Source organism: Myxococcota bacterium (assembly GCA_041389495.1).
Lineage (GTDB): Bacteria > Myxococcota_A > UBA9160 > UBA9160 > UBA4427 > JAWKRT01.
Genome location: JAWKRT010000001.1, coordinates 2,376,087 through 2,392,534, shown reverse-complemented (window position 1 = coordinate 2,392,534; position 16,448 = coordinate 2,376,087). Strand labels below are relative to the sequence as shown.

Below are 16,448 nucleotides of genomic sequence, written 5' to 3'. Positions count from 1 at the left end.
CGCTCAGCTCCCGTCGGCCGGGCGGCTGCGCGCCGCGACCTTTGCGAGGTGCTCGACCTGCCCGTCCTCGTTCCCGAGCAGGACGTCGTTGTAGACGCCCTCGCCCCGGTGGTGTGCGAGCGCGCCTTCGCGCGCGAACCCGAGCAGCACGCTCGTGCGGAAGGAGCCGTCGTCCCGCCACGGACCCGCGCGGCGCGGAGGCGGCGCGGCGTGCATGACGTCGCCGTAGTGGAGCGACACGTCTCCGGCATCGACCCGCAGACCGACGCCCTTCGGCGCGCGCGCGTCGGTCGCCTCGAAGAACGGCACCGAGCTGCGCCAGGAGCCCGGAAGCATGCGGAGCTCGCCCGCCTCGGCGTTTCCGGCGGTGAGGTTCACGGTGACGATCAGCAACGGGCACATCACGCCGTGTCCGCCGAGGCCGCAGTCGCGGTGCCACGGCAGGTCGCCCAGGCCCTCCGCCATGTCGGGCTGCTTCCAGAGCACGGAGACGGCCTCGTCGTCGTCGCGCCGGCGCGGCCGCAGGTCGAACTCCGAGAGCGCGACGAGCGAGAGGATGCGCGCGTCGGCGTAGAGCGCGGCCATGCGATCGCGCCGCGCGGCGTCGATCACGCGACAGAGGGTGGCGGCGCCCTGCGCGTCGCGCCCCCACCAGGACGTGCCATCGCCCTCGCGCGCCGCGGCGCGCAGCGCGCGCGCGTCCTCGCGGAGCGCCGCGATCTCGTCCTCCGCGAACACGCCGCGAACGACGAGGTAGCCCGCCTCGCGCAGGAAGTGCGCCATCTCCTCGCGGTCGTCGCCCTGCGCGAAGCGATGCGCGGGGTCGAGCGCACGCCCGCGCCGGTCGACGAGCCGCGGCGGCGCTTCGAGGTCGAACACGGGCCGGCCCGCATAGAGCGCGCGCAGCTTCGGCTCCCAGCGGACGAAGCGCATCGGGTCGCCGCGCACGACGCGGCACGCGCCCGCGTAGAGCAGGCCGGGAGCGGACTCGAGATCGTCGACGAGGTCGCTCCAGCGCTCGCCGTCGAGCTCGACGACGACGTCGGCCTCGGCGTCGCCGCGGCGGAGCGCGACCCCGTCGACCGTCGGTACGTAGGTGAAAGCGCGCGACGCGCCCTCGGCCGAGGAAACGCGCAGCGCGAGCGAGCCGACCGGCGCCGCATCGGCAGCCGCGAGCGCGGCGCGGCCCGATGCGAGGAGTCGCGGCAGCTCGGCCTCGTGGAAGGTCTCGAAGTCGCGCACGGGGAAGCGCTCGCGGAGCGGCGGGGACGGCATGGCGCGCAGTCTACTCCCGCAGCGCGGCGCGCCGACTGCGCGCCGCGGCGCTCCACCCCGCGCGCCGCGGTGGGAAACCCCCCGGAGTCCGGCCGCTTGCCCGGTCGCATGCACCTCAGCTTCCGGCCCACTTCCGCCGATGGGGTGAGCCGTGTCACGGGCACCGCGAGCGCGCGCGGCGATGCGCTGCGCGCCGCGGATGCCGGCCTGGAGGGAAGCCAACGTGTCGTCGACCAGGAACCGAGCCGCTCGCGGCGCGCGCCGCGGGCTCCGCGCTCCCGGAGCTCGCCGCGCACTCCGCGCGCTCGTGCTCGCCACCGTCTGCCAGTCGCTCGTCGCGGCCGACGCGGCCGCGGGCGACTTCTACGCGGCCGGCTCGCTCGCGACCACGCTCGGCATCGTCGAGCCGCACGGACACAACGGCGATCGCGCGGGCGCGAACGACAACCGCGCGAACCGCGGCACCGACACCGACTCCTCGCCGGTCTTCGCCGGCGTCGCCGGCTTCGAGTTCCCGCTCCGCCAGGCGCTCCCGCGCCGTCATCGAATGCCCCGCTGGATGCCCGACGTCGACCTCGACGACTGGGTGATCCGAACGGAGCTCGAGCTCGCGGGCGGACGCAACTACGACGTCGCGATCGGCGCGTCGGGCCTGGCCACGCACCACGTGAGCGTGTCGCAGTGGGCCCTCCTGACGAACGCCTGGCTCGACCTCCCGCTCGGACACGGCCTCGAGGCCATCGGCCTGCGACAGCGCTGGCTTCGCGACGTCACCTTCAACACGGGCCTCGGCATCGGCTACCAGCGCACGCGCGTCGAGTCGACCTCGTTCGACGCGCGCGGCAAGCACAGCGACAACGGCTTCCTCTGGCAGCTCGGCCTCGAGCTCGGCATCCCGCTGAGCGACGCCGTCGTGTTCACCGCAGGCTACCGCTACGTCCCCGTCGGACGGCTCGAGAACGAGATCACCGACACCACGAGCTCGCAGGACTACGGCGTCCAGAAGCTCGACGTCTCGGGGCACGAGCTGCGCACGACGCTGCGCGTGCGGTTCTGGTCCGTGCGCTTCCCGCGTGGCCTCTTCGAGCCCGATCGCGACCGCTACGAGCCCTGATCCGCGTTAGCGGTGCTCGCAGGCCGCCGATAGCCTCCGCGCCATGCGAACGGCCGCTGCGCTCGTGATCGTCGTCGCGTGGCTCGGCGCCGCGGCGACGCCGCGCGCCGCCGCCGCACCGCGCGACGACGCGCCCCGCATCGCGATGCGCTTCCAGAACGCGAACCTCCCCCAGATCCTCGATCGCATCGCGCCCCAGCTCGGATCGCGCTTCATCTACGACACGTCCCTCTCGGGGCGCGTCACGATCTCGCTCGCGCGCCCGGTGACGGTCGACGAGGCCTGGGAGCTCTTGCATGCGGCGCTCGCGATGCGCGGCTTCGCGCTGGCTCCGATCCCGGCGGGCGGCTTCAAGGTCGTCGCCCTCGCCGAAGCCCAGGCGTCCGACCCCTTTCGCGTGCAGGTCCCGACGGGCGACGGCGAGTCGCGGCTCGTCACGCTCCTCGACGTCCAGCACGCCGACGCCGCCGAGCTCCGCGACGTGATCGCGCCGCTCCTCGACGCCCACACGCTCGCCGTCGCCCTCCCCGCCACGAACGCGCTGCTCGTCGCGACGACCGAGCGGCGCCTCGCCGCGATCGCGCGTCTCGTGCGCGCGATCGATGCCGACGCGCGCGACCCGCTCCGCCTGCGGACGCTGCGCGAGCGCGACGCGAGCTTCGTGTTCGGCGTGCTCGACGCGCGCTATGGGGAAGGCAGCGGCGCGGCGCATCCCGTCGAGCTGTGGGTCGACGAGCGGACGAACGCGGTGCTCTACCGCGCGCCCTCGGCGCTCGCCGACGAGATCGAGTCGACGCTCGACGCGCTCGACCACCCGGTCCGCGGCAGCGGCGAGCTCGCCATCCTTCGCCTGCAGCACGCGGACCCGACGGCCGTCGTGGAGGCGCTGCAGGCCCTCGCGGCCGCGCCCGGCGGCGTCGGTCCGGGCGAGGGGAGCGGCCTCGCCGGTGCGCGGCTCAACGTCGTCGCCGAGCCGGCGACGGCGTCGATCGTCGTGAACGCCGCGCCGGAGGTCGTCGAGCGCGTGCGCGCCCTCGTCGCGGCGCTCGATCGGCCGCCGCGACAGATCGCCGTCGACGCGCTCGTGCAGGAGTGGTCCTACTCGCGCGGCTTCGACTTCGAGCTCTCCGCCGCGTCGGAGTTCGGGCTCGACGGCGACGCGATCGGCGCAGTCACCGTGCTCCCCGCCGGCGACCTCGCGCCGGCGCTCGAGCCCTCGGACGCGCTCGCGATCGACGTCGTCCGGGGGCTCAGCCGGCTCGTCGTGGTCGCGAACGCGAACGACGTGGTCGCGAGCACCCTCATGCGGCCTCACCTCCTGGCGCTGAACGGCGAGGAGCAGGTGATCTTCAGCGGCGACAACGTGCCGGTGCCGGTCGCCGCCCCCGCGCAGAACGACCGCGATCAGCTGCTGCGCCAGCGCACGACCATCGAGCGGCGCGACGTCGGCATCGAGCTGCGCGTGCGCCCGACGATCGGCAGCGAGTACGGCGTCGAGCTCGAGGTCGAGATCGAGATCGAGGCGGTCGGCGCGCCGCTCGTCGACGCGGCGCAGGGCCCGACGTTCCAGCAGCGCACGATCCACACCGTGGCGCAGCTCCGCTCGGGCGCCGCCGTCGCCATCGCCACGCCCGTCCAGCTGACGCGGACGACGACGCACGTCGGCATCCCCTTCCTTCGCGATCTGCCCGTGCTCGGACGCCTGTTCGACCGGACGATCGAGAACGAGCGACGGACGCGGCTCGTCATCGCCGTGCAGGCGACGCCGCTGCCGGACTCGGACGCGCTCGCCGCCTACGGGATCCGCCGGCGCGTGGCGTTCGAACGCGCGCTCGCGCGCGAGGAGGTGCTCGCCGGCGCGCCGGAGACGCGCGCGCCGTTCGCGCTGCGCATCCCGTCCGGCTTCCAGCGCGACGACGCCGACGCGCTCGCCGCCCGCCTCGACTCCGAGCTGCACCCGGCGCGCGTCGTCGCCTGGCGCGACGTCGACCGGAGCCCGTCGTACGACGTGCAGCTCTTCGGCTTCGACCGCTACCAGGACGCGGCCGACGAGGCGTTCCGCCTCTTCGCCGACGGCCTGCGCGCCGAGGTCGTCCCGCTGGCCGCGGCGGGGGACGCGATCGGCGGTCCGCCCCGCGCCGGGGGCTCGGCGCCGAACTGAGCGGCGCGCGGCGTGGAGTCGCGCCGACGGTGTGATAGGGTGCGCGCCGCATAACACACGCCGCCGCCCGCGCGCGGCGATGCGACTCGTCGCGCCCGCCCCCAGCCAAGCGCCCTCGGGAGCCTCGATGACGACGTCCGCAGGGCGCAAGGCCCGTGCTGCAGCCCGCCGCCCGTCGGCGCGCGCCGCGCGCCGCCTCTCCACGGTTCTCGCGGCGGTGCTCGCGACCGTCGCGTGCGGCGACGGCGATGCGCCGTCGCGCGCCACGGCGCGCGTCGAGCGCGCCGCGATCGAGCGGATCGTCGTCGCGACGGGAACGATCGAGCCCGCGAAGGAGGTGGAGGTACGACCGCGCATCGCGGGCATCGTCGAGCGCATTCTCGTCGACGACGGCGACGAGGTCGCGGCCGGCCAGGTGCTCGTCGAGATCGAGCGCGAGCTGCTCGCCTCGCAGGTGCGCGAGGCCGAGGCCGCGCTCCGCGAGGCGCAGGCCGGGCTGCGCTTCGCGAAGGTCGAGATCGAGCGCGAGCGCGAGCTGAGCGCGCGCGGCGCGGCCTCGCAGCGCGCGCGCGACGAGGCGAACGCCCGCTACGAGCGATCGGTCGCCGCGGCCGAGGCGGCCCGCGCGCGGCTCGACACGCTCTCGACCCAGCTCTCGTATGCGACGGTGCGATCGCCGCTCGCGGGACGCGTGCTCGAGGTCCACACCGAAGAGGGCAACGCGGTCTCGCCGGTGACCTCGGTGAACGGCGGCACGCTCCTGCTCACGCTCGCGGGCGCGGACACGCTGCATCTCGAGGGGCTCGTCGACGAGAACGAGGTCGCGCGCCTCGCCATCGGGCAGCCTGCGCGCATCCGCACCGAGGCCTTCGGCGAGCGCACGTTCGAGGGCGTGCTCCGGCACGTCGCGCCCCTCGGCAAGCGCATCGAGAACGTCACCTACTTCGAGGTGGAGGTGGACGTGACGGACGCGGACGCGGCGCGGCTTCGTCCGCGCATGTCGGGCGACGCGGAGATCGTCGCCGAGGTCGTTCCCGCCGCGCTCACGATCCCGGAGATGGCGCTGCGCTATCGGGGCGACGCCCTCTACGTCGAGGGACCGCACCTCGCGCCATCGGGCGACGAGGGTGCGGGCGGCGAGCGCGCGATCGAGATCGGCATCGTCGACGGCGACCGCGTCGAGGTGCGCCGCGGGCTCGACGAGGGAGAGGAGGTCTACGTCGAGTGACGGCCCCCCTGCTCCGCCTGCGCGACGTGCACAAGGTCTACGACGTGGGCACGGCTCCCGTGCGCGCGCTCCGCGGCATCGACCTCGAGATCGAGTCGGGCGAATCCGTCGTCGTCATGGGGCCGTCGGGCAGCGGAAAGACGACCCTGCTCGAGATCCTGGGATGTCTGTCGGCGCCGACCTCCGGGCGCTACGAGCTCGCGGGCGAGCCGGTCGAGTCGTACTCGGCCGACGCGCTCGCCCGCGTGCGCGGCGAGCAGATCGGCTTCGTGTTCCAGAGCTTCAACCTGCTGCCGCGCTCGACGCTCGTCGAGAACGTCGAGCTGCCGCTCGGCTACCGGCGCGTGCCGCGCCGCGAGCGGCGCGCGCGCGCCCTCGCCGCGCTCGAGCGCGTCGGCCTCGCGCATCGCGCCGACCACCTCCCGGGCGCCGTCTCGGGCGGCGAGCGGCAGCGCGCCGCCGTCGCCCGCGCGCTCGTGAACCGACCGAGCCTCGTGCTCGCCGACGAGCCGACGGGCAACCTCGACACGCGCACCGGCGAGGAGATCCTCGCGCTGCTCGCCGAGATCCACGGCGAGGGCAACACCGTCGTCGTGGTCACGCACGACCCGCGCATCGGCGAAGCGGCACCGCGCCGGCTGTGGATCCGCGACGGGCGCATCGAACGCGACGAGCGGCGCGGCCCCTCTCCCGGCCGCGGCGCGACGGCGGGCGAAGACGCGCACGCGAGCGCGTCGTGAACGCGCGCGACGCCGTGCGCGAGGCGCTGCGCCTGCTCTGGGCGCACAAGCTCCGTTCGGCGCTCACGATGTTCGGCCTCGTGTGGGGAACGGCGTCGGTGATCCTGCTCGTGAGCTGGGGCGACGGGGTCGTCGTGATGCTCGAGGAGGGCTTCTTCCGCGCAGGGCGCAACATGGGGCAGCTCTGGCCCGGCCGGATCGGCGAGGAGTTCACGCCGGCCGTCGACCGCCGCTCGCTGCGCTTCACCTGGGACGACGTCCTGAGCGTGCGTCGCCGCGCGCGCCTTCCCGAGCTCGTCGCGGGAGAGGCGCGGCGCTACGTGACGGCGGCCTACCGACAGACCGCGCTCAACGTCGACCTGCGCGGCGTCGAGCCCGCCGGCATCGCCATCCGCGGTCCGCGCGTCGTCGCCGGGCGCGCCATCTCGCAGTCGGACCTCGACCACCGTCGCCGCGTCGTCGTGCTCGGCCACGTGCTGCGCCAGCGGCTGCTCGGCCCGAACGGCGGCGTCGGCAGCTGGGTCCGCATCGAGGGCAAGCCGTTCCGCGTCGTCGGCCTCCACGCGCGGGTGGGCACGCAGCTCGCGAACGACGGCGACCCGCTCGACGAGCAGGCCTGGATCCCGATCACGACCGCGATGTCGCTCTGGCCGCATCCGGAGACGGACGAGTGGGTGGTCGCGACGGTGCTCTACCGCATGCGCGATGCGGCGCTCTACGAGCCGACGCGCGACGAGCTGCGCTCCCTGCTCGCCCACCGGCTCGGCGTCTCGGCCGCCGACGAGGAAACGATCCAGGGCTGGAGCGCGGTCGACATGCTCCGGCGACTTCCGCTCGGAGAGCTCGGCACCGCGATGTTCCTGCTCTCGGCGGCGACGCTCGTGATCGGGGGCGTCGGCACGCTCAACATGATGATCGACGCCGTGCGCGAACGACGCCCCGAGATCGGCGTCCGTCTCGCCGTCGGTGCGCGACCGCGCGACGTGCTGCTGCAGCTCTTCCTCGAGTCGGTGGCGGTGGTCGCGCTCGGTGGCGCGCTCGGCCTGGCGCTCGGCATCGGGGGGTGCCTCGCGCTCGCGGGCCTCGACCTCCCGGATCTGATCCCCGTACCGCGTCTCTCGCTCTCGACGGTCGCACTGGCGCTCGGCGTGCTCGGGACCGTCGCGGTCGGCGCGGGCTCCGTTCCCGCGCTGCGCGCGGCGCGCGTCGACCCGGCGCTCACGTTGCGGGGAGAGTGAGGTGACGCGCCTCCTCGACCTCGCACTCGACGCGGCGAACAGCATCCGCGCGCACGCACTCCGCTTCGCGCTCACCGCGAGTGGCGTCGCGTGGGGCGCCTTCCTGCTCACGTTCCTGAGCGCGACCATGCAGGGCATCGACCGTCACTTCGCGAGCGAGTTCCGGGAGCTCGGACCGGACCTCGTCTACTTCGGAGGAGGACGCGTCCTGCGCGACCGCGTCGGCGAGCGCGGCGCGCGCCCCGTCGAGCTCGAACGCGAGGACGTCGAGCGCGTGGACGCACTCGCCGTGGTGCGCGCGGCGACACCCGTCGTCGACCTCGGCACGCGCCTCGTCCGCGCGAACGGACGCACGCGACTGCTGCACGTGGAAGGCGTGGGACCGACCGCGGAGGGCGTGCGCAACCTCGCGCCACGCACGGGTCGCTTCCTTGCGCCGAGCGACGTCGCGCGCCGCGCACGAGCGGCGGTGGTGGGCCCGCGCGTCGCCGAGCGTCTCTTCGGCCGCGGTGCGGACGCGCTCGGGCGGTGGATCCAGATCGAGTCGCTGCGGTTCCGCGTGGTCGGAGTGACTCCCGCCAAGGGCGAGCAGCTGATGAACCCGGGCGACCCGGACGACCTCAAGATCTGGATCCCGTTCACGACGGCACAGCGCTGGTTCGCGCGCGACGACGTGGTGCACGAGGTCGTCTACACGCCGGTCGCCGCGACGCGAAGCCGGGAGTCCGTCCGCCGCGTGCGCGAGGTGACGTCGCTGCACCATGCGTTCACGCCGGACGTCGAGCCCGCGCTCTGGGTGTTCGACACCCACGATGCTCTCGACCCGATCTTCGCGGGTATCGACGCCCTCTCGCTCTTCGTCTCGGCGGCGGGCGCCGTGACGCTCCTCGTCGGCGCGGTCGGCGTCATGAACATCATGCTGGTGGTGGCGGGCGAGAGGCGGCGCGAGATCGGACTCCGCAAGGCCGTGGGCGCGACGTCGCGCGCGATCTTCGCGCAGTTCCTCACCGAGGCGGCGCTCGTCGCGATCGCGGCCGCCGCGGCGGGCACGGCGCTGGGGGTCGCCCTGACGGCGCTGGTCGCGAACCTCGTCCCCGACGACTCGCCGCTCGCGACGGCGGCTGCGGCGACACCGGGAACGATCGCCGGCATTGCGCTCACGCTCGTCGGAGTCGCGGTCGTGGCGGGCGTCGCGCCGGCCCTGCGCGCGGCGCGCACGCCGCCCGCCGAGGCCCTTCGCGCAGGCTAGGCCGTCGCAGCCGCCGATCGCTGCGCGGCGACGCGAGCGGAGTGCTGGCGGCCGAGCGCGGAGGCATCGTCGAGGCACACGAGGAGCCGACCGTAGAGGCGGATCTTCAGCGCCTCGAGGATCGCGAACGCGATCAGGGCGAAGATGCTCGACGTGAGCGCGAGCGCGAGCGCGCCGAGCTCGAGCGACGCGGAAGACGCGTGCATCGAGAAGAACAGGATGAGCATGCCCGTGGTCGTCCCGATGAACCCGAGCGGCGGGAGCAGGTTGGCGTACATGGAGATCAGGCGCGCGTAGTTCTGTTCGTACTCGTTCTGCACGTACTGGCGCGTCGCATCGATCACGAACTCCGCGGGATGCCCCTGGCTCTCGCGAAGCGACTTCGCGAGCACCCGCACCATGAGCAGGGCGAACGAGTCGACCTCGCCCGAGCCGCCCGCGTGGGCGAGCTCCTGGGGCGGCACGCGACGCGTCGCGGCGCGCGCGCGCACGGCGAGCTTAAGCCCGCGGTAGAAGGGGACCCAGACCGCGATCAGGGAGATCGCGCTCACGAAGCTCGTGACGAATGCGTCCGTCGACAGGATCGATCCCATGGCTCTGCTCCGCTCGGGCCGTGTCGCCCTTCTCCGGTGCGCGCCCTGCGGCGCGCGCCTCCGTTCCGCTCCCGCTCCTCGCGCGACCGGGCGCGATCAGCCGCGCCACTTCCCCTGCTGCACCTTCTGCAGTCCTTCGAGCAGCGTCCCCTGCTCGCCGGAGGGGAACTTCACGAGCATGTTCTCGCGACCGGCGTAGCGCGTCAGGATGTCGTCGATCGTGCGCTGTACGCGCGACGTGTCGCGCATGACGATGAAGATCTCGGCCTCGAGGAGCCGCACGTTGGCGTCGAGCGCCATCAGCTCGGGATGCCGGCTCTGCCACTGCCCTTCGAGCATGGGGTCGACGTGCGTCCCGATGTACGCGTCGAGAAAGCCCGAGAAGTTCGTGAAGCCCGCGGAGTCGCGGCGCGACGCGAGGCTCGCGATCGTGCGATGGAAGTGCATGAGGTCGCGCAGCGCGCGCTGCATCTGCGACTTCTTCTGCGCGAGCGCCTCGCCGCCGAGCGGCGCGCTCTCCTCCGCCGCCGTCGCGTCGAGCGCGAACTCGTCGTAGCCCGTCGGCGCACTCGCGCAGGCGAGTCCGACCACCGCGAGCACGGCGGCCGCCACCGCGAGGCGCACGCTGCGAAGATCCGATCCGGACATGGCGCTTCCTCCTGCCGAGCGGCGACTACCGCTGCGCCGAGACGCTCACGCCGCGCGACTCGTGGTACATGCGGCGGAGCAGCGTGTGGATCTTGTGGTCGCGCTGCACGCGCAGCGCGCCTGCGAGGTCCTCCTGCTGGAGGACGTCCTGGAAGAGCGGAAGCGCGCGCGTTCGCGCAGCGATCTGCTTGTCGAGCTTGTCCATGCGCTCGGTCGCGAGCGAGATGCGGCGGTTCAGCTCGGCGATGCCCGGCCCGTCGTCACCGGCGTCGGCCGCGGGCGAAGCCGGGTAGTAGTCGCCCTGTTCCCGCTGCTCGCGCTCGATCGTGAGGCCGTCGAGCTCCCGCTCGATCTCGCCCCGCTTGGCGCGGAGCTCGCCGAGGCTCGCCTCGATGTCGCCCACGCCGTCGCCCGTCGAGAAGCCGAGGTACATGAGCGCGAGGCTGTCGGAGAACGCGCGGCGGTAGGCGGCGAGCGCCGCGAACCCCGGCTCCTCGTTCTCGATCCAGACGTTGACGGCGCGACTGCGCGCGACGGCATCGGCGACGGGACGGGCGATCTCGAGGTAGTCGTTCTCGCGGCCCTGGCGCTCGAGGCCCTCGGTCATGGAGGCCCAGACCGTGTGGTCGAACGGGAAGATCCGGAGCGCGCTCTTGTAGCGCTGCGTCGCGAGATCGACCTCGGCGGGCGTCGGCTTGCGCGTGCCGTAGCGGAGCATCGCGTCGCCGTACCCGCGCGCGGCCTCGAACGCGGCGAAGTACGCCGCTTCGGGCACGCCTTCCTTGTCCTTCGCCGTCGCGAACGCCTTGAAGAACGCGAGGTAGCCGTCGTAGATCCGAGCGGCGTTGCGCGCGTGCTCGTCCGAGCGGAACTTGCTCTTCACGCTGCGCGACAGGTAGTAGTCGGCGGCGTTCAGGCTCGTCTCCTGGATCTCCTCCCAGAGGCCCTGGAGCGTCGTGAGATACGCCTCGCGTCCCACGCTCGCGAACCCGAGCTCCGCCCAGCCACCGTGCAGCCCGCGCTGAAGCTCGCGGTAGGTCTCCATCGCGCCCTCGAGCGTGAACGGGATCTCGATGTCGGGGTCGACGCCGAGCCGCTGCTTCGCCGCGTAGACCTCGCCGAGCTGGCGCAGCACACGCGCGTAGACCGCCGCCTGTCCCTGCACCGTCTCCGCCCGGTTCAGGGCCGTCTCGTAGGCCCCCGCGGCGAGCTCGATCGCGCGCACCGTCTCGCCGTCGAGTCCGTGCGTCGCGAGGAGGCCGCGCGCCGCGTCGTGGTACTTGGTCGCTTCGAAGAGCGCGAGCGTGAACGTGAGGCTTCCGTTGTCGGACTCCGGACCGTCGAGCCGCGCCACGATGCGGTCGAGGTACGCGTACGACGAGGCGTCGACCGGAATCACGTCGGGGTGCGAGCCGACGCGACCGTCGTGGAGCAGGCGCACCACCGCCGCGAGCGGGTCGAGGTCGCGCGTCATGCCCATTTCCTGGCTGCGGATCAGCACGAGTCGCGAGAGGTTCTCGAACACGTAGGGAAGTGCGGAGACGAAGCCGGAGTTCGGCGAGTCCGAGAGCGAGAGCGTGTGGAGCGTCTCGTACGGCGTCTCGAGGGGAACGACGACGCCGAGCCAGAGATCGAGCACCTCGCCCACGAATGCGAACGAGTCGCCGCGGTCGAGCGCCCGGTGCGCCATCACGTAGTGGTACCAGTAGCGGTTCTCGTGCCGACCGAGATGATCCTCGAGCGCGACGACCGCATCGACCGAACGCTCGAGCGCCGTCGGTTCGCCGACCGCGAGATAGTGGAGCAGGAACGCGATCGCCTCGCGTCGCTTCTTCGCCTCGTCGAAGGGGGCGCCGTCGTCGGCGTCGCCACCCGGAAACTCCCTCGAGATGTACTTCTCGAGCGGCATCCCCGCTTCGCGTCCGTATTCGTTGAGGCGCGCGCGCAGTGCGTCGGCATCGGCCGACGAGTAGACGTAGGCATAGTCGAGATAGGCGGCCCACACGTCGTCGGCCGCCGCCGCGGGCGACGCGAGCAGGAGCCCGGCCCAGAGCACCGACAGCAGCGCCCCCACCCGTCGCTTGTCGTTAGGCATCATGAAGTTCGGTTCCTCGTGCGCGGACTGCGCTCCAGACAGTCGAGTGCGTGGCGAAGCTCGACGCAGCGATCGGACTCGCCGCGGCCGGGCGCTCGCTCGACGAACATCAGGAACGAGTTCAGGTTCTTCGTCTGAAGGAATCGGTAGTGCCCCGCCTCACTTACGCATTCCTTCTGCGTCGTAACGGCAGCGATGACCTGCTGCTTGAGTGCGTCCTCGCGGGCATCCGAGACGCACGCCGCCAGCGATCCGAGCGGCACGCCGGCGAGCTGCTCCTCGGCGTCGGAGCGGCGCGGCCCCGCGCTCGGTGCGGCGATCGGCTCCGAACGGGCGACACGGGGCGGCGGCGCCGCGGCGCGGGGTGCCGCCGAGGGCGCGCGTCCGAGCGGAGCGACGTCGACATCGGCGCGGCGAGCATCGCGGCCCGGCTCGAGCGCGGGCGCGACGCGCGCGGTCCTCGCTCGCGCGCCATCCTCCGAAGGGAGCGCGACGGCGGGGCGCGCCGCCGGAGCGAGATCGGGCCGCGGCGGCGCCGGTCTCGCGCTCGCAGGGGCGTCGCGCCGGGGCGGAACGCGCGGCGAAGGCGCGGCCGGTGGAGTCTCCGCGGGCGGGCGAAGCGGGTCGACGCGCACTGTCGGTCGGGCCGCGGCCGGAGCGGCCGAAGCCAGACGGAAGCGCTCGCGAGCGGGCTCCGGCGGCGGTGCGAGGTCCGGAGCCGGCGCGGCCGCGAGCGGTGCGACATCGACCCGCGGCCGCGGCGCGCTGTCGCTCGGATTCGCGCGGGCGACGAGCGGGCGGGCCGCCGGCGGCTCGGGCTGCGCAGCGCGAGCGACGGAGTCGATCTGCACGCGCGGGCGCGGCGGCGGCTCGGGAGCGGTCTTCGGCGGCGGCGGCGCGCGGCGCGGCGCGGGCGCCGGCGGCTCGGGCGGGCGCTGCGCGACGACGGGAGGCGGCTTCGGCATCTCGCGAACGACCGGGGGTGGCGGCGGAGCGGGCGCGGGCTCGACCGCGACCTCCGGCTCCGGGGCAGGCTCCGGCGCAGGCGCAGGCTCCTCGAGCGCGGGCTCGAGCGGTTCGGCCTGGGCCACCTCGAACGGAACGAGCTCGATGTCGGTGTCGTCGAGGCGCGGTCGCGACAGCACGGTCGCGAGCGCGAGGAGCGCGACGAGCGCAAGGCCGAGCAACGGCGCACTGCCGTAGCGGAGCGACCGCGCGAGCCCCTCGGCGCGCAGGTCGCGACCGAACATCTCGAATGCGCGCCGCAGTGCGTGATCGGGCTCGCCGACGTGGATCGGCTCCGCGCACAGGGCGACGTGCGCGGCGCCGTGGCCGTACAGCTCCTCGATGCGGCGGCGCATCATCGCGTCGCGACGACCCGCTCGACGAGGGCGCGGCGCCGCGTCGGCCACTGCTCCTCGAGCAGCTCGACCGCCTTCAGCAGATCGTGGCTGCGCGAATCCTCGTGCGGCGCGAGTGCGGGCTTCTCCTCGCCCTGCTCGCGGAGCACCGCGAGCTCACGACGGAGCTCCGCCTCGTCGACCCGCACGACGTCGGCCGTCGGCGCGTCGGTCGACCGCACGAGCTGGAAGGGAGCGATGCCCTCCTCGGGCGGATGCACGCGCAGCTGGAATCCGTCGCGGACTGCCGCCGTGGCGGGCTCCGTGCGCTCCTCCGCGATCTTCGGGACGATCAGCTCGCCGAGCTGCACGGCGCCCGGATTCGCGAGCTGCGTCATCGCGAGCAGGAGGAGGAACGCGAGGTCGACGAAGCTGAAGAGCCACGCGGGCGCGTCGCTCTGGCCGGAGGGGGCACTCATGGGCGAGCCTTTCGACGGATTCGCACTTCGGGTGTAGGCCGCACTGCGCACCTCCTGCGCGGTGCGGAGTCGGTCATGCGGCAGCGACGGCGGGACGCGATGCGACGGTTTCGGCGACGCGCGGCGCGAGCGTTCCCGCAACCTGGCCGTCTGCGAGCACGCTCACGTGCGGAAGGCCGAGATCCGCGAGCCACGGACCGCACCGCTCCCGACCGAGCAGCATCGCGATCGTCGACACGCTGCCCGCGACCGTGCAGTGCGGCGCGACGACGGTGACGCTCGCGACGCCCTCGACCGGCCACCCGGTTCGCGCGTCGAGCACATGCGTGTAGCGCCGGTCGCCGATCGTCATTCCGCGCTCGTAGTCCCCGCTCGTCGCGACGGCGCCGCGCGCGATGTCGATCGTGAGCAGCGCTTCGCCGCGCTCGAACGGATCGCGGACGCCGATGGTCCAGGGTGCGCCGTCGGGATGCGGTCCCGCGATGCCGAGATCACCGCCGAGATCGACGAGCGCGTGCTCGACCCCGAGGTCCCGGAGCAGACCGACACAGCGATCGACGGCGTACTCCTTCACGACGCCACCGAGGTCCAGCTCCATGCCCGGGCGCGGCAGCCGGAGACGCGGACGCGCCCAGACGACGCGCTCCCAGCCGACGAGCTCGAGCACCGCGTCGACCTCGCGCTGGTCGGGAACCCGACCCGAGCGGAAGTCCCACGCGCGCCTCAGCACGCCCGAGGTGACGTCGAAGCGGCCCTCGCTCTGCGCGAAGCACGTCGCTGCGTGGTCGAGCAGCGAAGCCGTCTCGTCGTCGACGTCGATGCCGCTCGCGGAGCCCGCGGATCGCGCGATCGCAGAGACGAGGCTGTCGTCGCGGTAGCGCGAATACTTCGCTTCGAGGCGGCGCACCTCGCCGACCACCCCGTCCGCGACCCGCTTCGCGTCGATCCGGGACGGGGCATGGAAGTGCAGAACGCACGGGCTCCCCATCGCGCGGAAGCGCACGCGCTCGAGCTCGAGCCCCATTTCAGAACCGGCCGGTCAGACGAACGGAGACGAGGTGGTAGGCGACGAGGCCGGGATGCTCGACGCCGACGCTGCCGAGCGCCAGATCGGCATCGCTCACGTACCGGTCGTAGGAGATCGCGACGTCCCAGTCGGTCCTCCACATGCCGCGAAAGTTCGTCTCGGCGCGGAGTCCGTACGTGAACGCGCCGAAGGGCGACAGCCGGTAGTCGCTCGAGAAGTGGCGCGGCGCCGTCGGCCCTGGGAAGAAGGTGTCGTAGAAGTCCGCCTGACTCTGCGAGTAGTAGCGGAATTGCGGAACGAGCCTCAGCGCTTCGAAGACGCTCTGGTGCCAGGCCAGCTCGAGCGTCACCGCGTTGATGCCCCAGTCGTCGAACGCGTACTGGAAATCGCCGTGCAGGGTGCCGTTCACCTGCTCGAAGTGCTTGCGCGCGCGGACGAGCACCGCGACCTGGTTCCGCTGGTCCGGACGGCTCTCCGCGAGCGGGCCACCTCCGACGAACGCCTGCTTGTACGGGTCGGACAAGTAGCCGGTCGAGTAGCGGTAGGTCGCCGTCGCCTGGAGCGCCGCCGTCCGGCTCAGGAGCTGCGCGATGCCCGCGAACACGGTGTAGGACTGCTTGTCCTCGGAGGCCAGCGCTCCGTTCGGTCCGCCCGACGTCGGATCGACCTCGTCGAACGACATCGCGAGGCCACCGAGGAGCGTCGTCGCGCCGCCGTTCACGTTGCGCGATCCGTCGACACCGAGGCTCACCGCCAGGTAGTCGTTCTCGGTCGACACGCCGAAAGAGCCGCCGAGGCGCCCCTCGTCGAAGTAGTAGTTGGCATCGCCGCGCACATCGATGCGCTCTTCCTCGATCGTGGCGCCGCTCATCACGACGCGGTTCGCCGTGCTGACGCTGATCGGGCTCGCCCCGCTCATCGTCTCCCATACGAAGTTGACGCCGACGTCCGACCGCGCGCCCAACGGAGTGCGGAACTCGAGCTGGAGGATGTCGATCGCGTAGCGCTCGGAGGCCTGGCCGCCCTCGACGCGATGACCGGGAAGATCGTCCTCTCGATACAGGGAGTAGCCGCCGCGAAGCTCTGCCCGCTCGGGCGGCGCGTCGGCGCGCGCGGGGCTCGACACGCCCGGCAGGGCGAGCGCACTCGTCGCGAGCGCCCGGAGTGCGCGCGCGCCCGCATCGCGTCGTCGACGCCCTCTCCGCTCGCAGCCGTTCGCGTTCGCGGATCCCCGATTCCGCTCAGCCATGCTCTCGCTCGC

Annotated in this window: 14 protein-coding genes; 6 read left to right on the top strand and 8 right to left on the bottom strand. The window is 73.2% G+C overall.

Annotated features, from left to right (window positions below; all coding sequences use genetic code 11):
* Positions 1 to 3 precede the first annotated feature (3 nt).
* Entirely contained in the window at positions 4 to 1,275 is a 1,272-nt protein-coding gene (locus R3E88_10605) for a phytanoyl-CoA dioxygenase family protein (protein ID MEZ4216916.1), read from the bottom strand.
* A gap of 307 nt (positions 1,276 to 1,582) precedes the next feature.
* Here R3E88_10605 and R3E88_10600 point away from each other — a divergent pair, with 307 nt between their 5' ends.
* The 6 genes from R3E88_10600 to R3E88_10575 all read left to right on the top strand — a co-directional run bounded on the left by R3E88_10600 (position 1,583) and on the right by R3E88_10575 (position 9,005).
* Positions 1,583 to 2,389, top strand: a complete 807-nt coding sequence (locus R3E88_10600) for a hypothetical protein (GenBank protein ID MEZ4216915.1) — start codon at positions 1,583 to 1,585, stop codon at positions 2,387 to 2,389.
* A 43-nt stretch (positions 2,390 to 2,432) separates the two neighbouring features.
* On the top strand, positions 2,433 to 4,550 hold the full coding sequence (locus R3E88_10595; GenBank protein MEZ4216914.1) for a secretin N-terminal domain-containing protein: 2,118 nt from the start codon (positions 2,433 to 2,435) through the stop codon (positions 4,548 to 4,550).
* 127 nt (positions 4,551 to 4,677) lie between these two features.
* Positions 4,678 to 5,778 carry an efflux RND transporter periplasmic adaptor subunit gene (locus tag R3E88_10590; protein MEZ4216913.1) on the top strand — a complete coding sequence of 367 codons (1,101 nt, stop codon included), beginning with the start codon at positions 4,678 to 4,680 and terminating at the stop codon, positions 5,776 to 5,778.
* The gene (locus R3E88_10585; GenBank protein ID MEZ4216912.1) at positions 5,775 to 6,518 is read left to right on the top strand and encodes an ABC transporter ATP-binding protein; all 744 of its coding nucleotides are present in this window, start codon (positions 5,775 to 5,777) and stop codon (positions 6,516 to 6,518) included. Before R3E88_10590 ends, R3E88_10585 begins: the two co-directional genes overlap by 4 nt.
* On the top strand, positions 6,515 to 7,756 hold the full coding sequence (locus R3E88_10580) for an ABC transporter permease (GenBank protein MEZ4216911.1): 1,242 nt from the start codon (positions 6,515 to 6,517) through the stop codon (positions 7,754 to 7,756). The genes R3E88_10585 and R3E88_10580 overlap by 4 nt, the downstream gene beginning before the upstream one ends.
* Before the next feature lies 1 nt (position 7,757).
* On the top strand, positions 7,758 to 9,005 hold the full coding sequence (locus R3E88_10575) for an ABC transporter permease (GenBank protein ID MEZ4216910.1): 1,248 nt from the start codon (positions 7,758 to 7,760) through the stop codon (positions 9,003 to 9,005).
* On the opposite strand, the gene R3E88_10570 is transcribed toward R3E88_10575, so the two are convergent.
* From R3E88_10570 to R3E88_10540, 7 genes are all read right to left on the bottom strand, one after another.
* Positions 9,002 to 9,598, bottom strand: a complete 597-nt coding sequence (locus R3E88_10570; protein MEZ4216909.1) for a MotA/TolQ/ExbB proton channel family protein — start codon at positions 9,596 to 9,598, stop codon at positions 9,002 to 9,004. The two genes, R3E88_10575 and R3E88_10570, sit on opposite strands and share 4 nt — an antisense overlap.
* Before the next feature lie 96 nt (positions 9,599 to 9,694).
* A complete protein-coding gene (locus R3E88_10565; GenBank protein MEZ4216908.1) occupies positions 9,695 to 10,246 on the bottom strand; it encodes a hypothetical protein in 552 nt (183 codons plus the stop codon).
* A gap of 25 nt (positions 10,247 to 10,271) precedes the next feature.
* Positions 10,272 to 12,344, bottom strand: coding sequence for a hypothetical protein (locus tag R3E88_10560; protein ID MEZ4216907.1), 2,073 nt, complete (start codon positions 12,342 to 12,344; stop codon positions 10,272 to 10,274).
* Positions 12,341 to 12,604 (bottom strand): hypothetical protein, encoded by a 264-nt coding sequence (locus tag R3E88_10555; GenBank protein ID MEZ4216906.1) that lies wholly within the window; start codon positions 12,602 to 12,604, stop codon positions 12,341 to 12,343. Before R3E88_10555 ends, R3E88_10560 begins: the two co-directional genes overlap by 4 nt.
* A gap of 1,097 nt (positions 12,605 to 13,701) precedes the next feature.
* Positions 13,702 to 14,160, bottom strand: a complete 459-nt coding sequence (locus R3E88_10550) for a hypothetical protein (protein MEZ4216905.1) — start codon at positions 14,158 to 14,160, stop codon at positions 13,702 to 13,704.
* A gap of 73 nt (positions 14,161 to 14,233) precedes the next feature.
* Positions 14,234 to 15,184 carry an FAD:protein FMN transferase gene (locus R3E88_10545; protein MEZ4216904.1) on the bottom strand — a complete coding sequence of 317 codons (951 nt, stop codon included), beginning with the start codon at positions 15,182 to 15,184 and terminating at the stop codon, positions 14,234 to 14,236.
* A gap of 1 nt (position 15,185) precedes the next feature.
* Positions 15,186 to 16,436: a DUF3570 domain-containing protein gene (locus R3E88_10540; protein MEZ4216903.1), complete on the bottom strand. Its 1,251-nt coding sequence runs from the start codon at positions 16,434 to 16,436 to the stop codon at positions 15,186 to 15,188.
* Between the last annotated feature and the right edge of the window lie 12 nt (positions 16,437 to 16,448).